The organism is Rhizobium sp. BR 317 (assembly GCF_047445835.1).
In the GTDB taxonomy this organism is placed as follows: Bacteria; Pseudomonadota; Alphaproteobacteria; order Rhizobiales; family Rhizobiaceae; genus Rhizobium; species Rhizobium paranaense.
In genome coordinates, this window is sequence record NZ_JARWLB010000070.1 from 1 (window position 1) to 3,152 (window position 3,152).

Annotated in this window: 4 protein-coding genes; 3 read left to right on the forward strand and 1 reads right to left on the reverse strand. The window is 58.3% G+C overall.

Annotation, left to right across the window (positions count from 1 at the left end; translation table 11 throughout):
- Positions 1-300 (reverse strand): hypothetical protein (locus QD357_RS31570; RefSeq protein WP_414125911.1); only part of this gene is annotated, 300 nt, incomplete at its 3' end.
- Positions 301-748: 448 nt separating this feature from the next.
- On the opposite strand from QD357_RS31570, the gene QD357_RS31575 reads away from it, so the two are divergent.
- The 3 genes from QD357_RS31575 to QD357_RS31585 all read left to right on the forward strand — a co-directional run.
- Positions 749-1,339, forward strand: a complete 591-nt coding sequence (locus QD357_RS31575) for a DUF6088 family protein (protein ID WP_414125912.1) — start codon at positions 749-751, stop codon at positions 1,337-1,339.
- A complete protein-coding gene (locus QD357_RS31580; protein WP_414125913.1) occupies positions 1,332-2,369 on the forward strand; it encodes a nucleotidyl transferase AbiEii/AbiGii toxin family protein in 1,038 nt (345 codons plus the stop codon). Before QD357_RS31575 ends, QD357_RS31580 begins: the two co-directional genes overlap by 8 nt.
- 103 nt (positions 2,370-2,472) lie before the next feature.
- Positions 2,473-3,152 (forward strand): restriction endonuclease (locus QD357_RS31585; protein WP_414125914.1); only part of this gene is annotated, 680 nt, incomplete at its 3' end.

Here is a 3,152-nt window from a genome sequence, read left to right on the forward strand (position 1 = left end):
GAATTTGGTMGAGGTCGCTACACACTGTCCAGCATCGAGCATAACKCGCCAATTATCGAAGGCCTTCCAAAGATCTTCGTCCCAGTCCGCAATCGGATTTTGTTTTAGGGCGCTTTTTGTCTGCTCAAGACAAACGCTCCCGTCGACGTAGTGGACCGAAACGTCATCCTGCAACTCAAGAGCAACCTTTGCGCCTTTGGGCGCGGTGAGAAGATGATAGAAAGCTCGGACAGGCTGCAGTGCAAACCCGAGATACTGCCCTGGAGCGCTATGCTTCGTCGGTTTTATCTCGGCGTTCAACTGTCACCCCCGCTTTAGCTTCCACTCGCCCCCACACGGTCGAACTCTTATGGTTACGCTATACCGAGCTTTGCACAAGATKGTTGTGCGATTACTCAGGCAAATTTCGCTTGTTCACAACAGCTTAGYGGCTCTTTGCATCTCCACTCGCKATAAAATTTTGGACGGCTAGCACCGTCGTGGCCGCTCCGCTCCCGCCACCGTCCAAAGCATCGGCGTTTGGGCGTATGTGAATTCGTTGAATTTTACCCTGTAATGCCCCTTTGATTTGAGTGCTGACCTCTGCCAGGCCTACCCGCGAAACTCTCCGCGTGAGCAACTCCGAGAGTCAGGGCAGGCTGATAATCGCGCTAACTGCAGCTGCCGTAATGCCCTCTTGCATGTCAGAAAAAGATGTCTTATTTTCTGACACATGAAGACAGCCGTCACATCTGTTCCCGACCGGGTCATGAAGCGTGTCCGCGCCAGGGGACGCGGTAGTGTCGTCACGCCAAGCGACTTTCTCTCCGTCGCCGTCCGCTCATCGGTTGACCAGGCCCTTTCCCGACTGGTCAAGGGTGGTCAACTTCGCCGCCTTGCTCGCGGGCTGTACGATTATCCCAAGCTGCATCCACAGCTCGGCGCCCTTTCGCCTGCTCCCGATKATGTAGCCCAGGCGCTTGCTCGTGAGACCGGCTCGCGGGTACAGATTGCTGGCGCACGGGCGGCGAACGCGCTCGGCCTTTCGACACAGGTCCCCGCCCAGAGCACCTATCTCACCGATGGCCCATCGCGACGCGTCGTGCTCGGGAAGCGCGTCGTCGATCTTCGTCATGCTTCGCCCAAGCATCTKATCGCTCCGGGCAGTCCTGCCGGTACGGTGGTTCAAGCGCTTCGCCATGTTGGACCTGTTCGGGCCGCMGACGTCGTGGAAATCGCGGCGCGCAGGCTGTCGCCAAGCGACAAGAAGACACTAGCCTCGACCGCTATTCAGGCGCCCGCCTGGATGCGCCCGACACTTGTCTCGATCGCAAACGCGGCGGCCGATATCGATGGATAAGGTYGCCCTGCTTTCAACCGACKACCGCGCCGCCCTCTTTKGGGAGACCGGCGCGCGTCGGGGCGTTGCMAACACAATCATCGAGAAGGACTTCTGGGTCTGCTGGAGCCTGAGGCGGCTTTTCGGCCTCCCMAAGGGCGCGACAGCCTCGCTCGTCTTCAAGGGAGGGACGTCGCTTTCCAAAGCGTTTGACGCTATCCGCCGTTTCTCTGAGGACATCGACCTGTCATTTGATCGCGCCGAGCTCGGATACACCGGCGACCGCGATCCCGAGAAGGAAGGTATCAGCAAGAAGAAGGCTGCACGGCTGATCGACGATCTGGTTGGTGACGTCGAACGTCACATTGCAGAAAAACTGCTCCCAGCTCTTCGCGCCGCGATCGTGKAACAGATCGGTGAGCCGACCAGCKGAGAGTGGAAGCTAGAGATCGATCCCGGCGACGCCCAAACGGTCAACTTCCATTATCCAGCGGCACTCCCTGATACCGAATATGAAGGCATGGCCTACATTACGCCGCGCGTGAAGCTTGAACTTGGCGCGCGGGGCGATCCTTGGCCAACGGAAKAGAAAGTCGTTCGCCCTTATGCGGCTGAGGATTATMCCGACTTCTTCGATCATCCTGACACTACCGTGACGGTGCTATCAGCGCGGCGTACTTTCTGGGAAAAGGCGACCGCACTCCATGCGGAAGCGCACCGTCCAGCGGATTCGCCCACGCCGCAATATTTCTCGCGGCACTATTACGATCTCGCCATGCTCCTTGATACGGAGGAAGGMAAGGCCGCCGCAACCGACTTCGATCTCTTGGCGCAGGTGGCTAAGCATAAGACGACCTTTTTCCGTTCTGGTTGGGCCAACTACGATACTGCACAGCCGGGAACKCTGCGCTTAATGCCTGATGAAGCTCGGGTCAGGGACTTGCGTGCCGATTACCGAGCCATGGCGCCGATGATGTTCGATGAGGCACCGCCATCATTCGAAGACATACTTGCGAAGATTGCATCGCTGCAAGAAAAGATAAACAAATAGCGCGAGGGTGGCCGCTGGGGGAGGAAGATTTATTAGTTCGATTCGATCCATAGACCTGCGTCTTGTTGACKACCTCGTCGATTTTGTCCGCGGTCCGGGCTTTGTGCTGGATTTTTCCGACACCAGTTTCGCCGAGTTTTTCACCTCCGAGCTMAAGGTCAACATCGACGACCCGCAATACGCGGTCAACGGCGGCTCGAAGGGCAAGCGCCTGCGCTACTTCCTCCAAACCTGCGATGACGCGACCGCCGTGCGCGCATTGGAGGCACTTTGGGAGCATCGTGGCGAATATCTMACTCGCTCAGGCGGAGCCGACCCAGTCGCCAATGCGGAAACGCGCTATCAAGCACTAATCAACCGCCTCTCAGGCGKCGTTTCGCCCCAACGCGCCAAAGCGAGCCCGCAGACTGCCGCTGTTGATCGACAGGCGGTCACGAAGATCAAAACGGATCTGCTTCAGGTCACCGCGCTTGCGCCACATGCACGAGGCTACGCATTCGAGGGATTTCTCAAAGGCCTATTCGACGCCTTCGGCCTCGCTGCCCAAGAGCCCTTTCGCCTGCGCGGCGAACAGATCKACGGCAGCTTTCAGCTCGGAAGCGAGACCTATCTCCTTGAGGCCAAATGGCACGGCCAGCCAATCGGCGTGGCCGAGCTGCATACCTTCCACTGCAAGATCGAACAAAAGGCCGCATGGACCCGCGGTCTGTTCGTGAGCAACAGCGGTTTCACCGAGGATGGCCTTGCCGCCTTCGGACGCGGCAAGCGAGTCATCTGCATGGA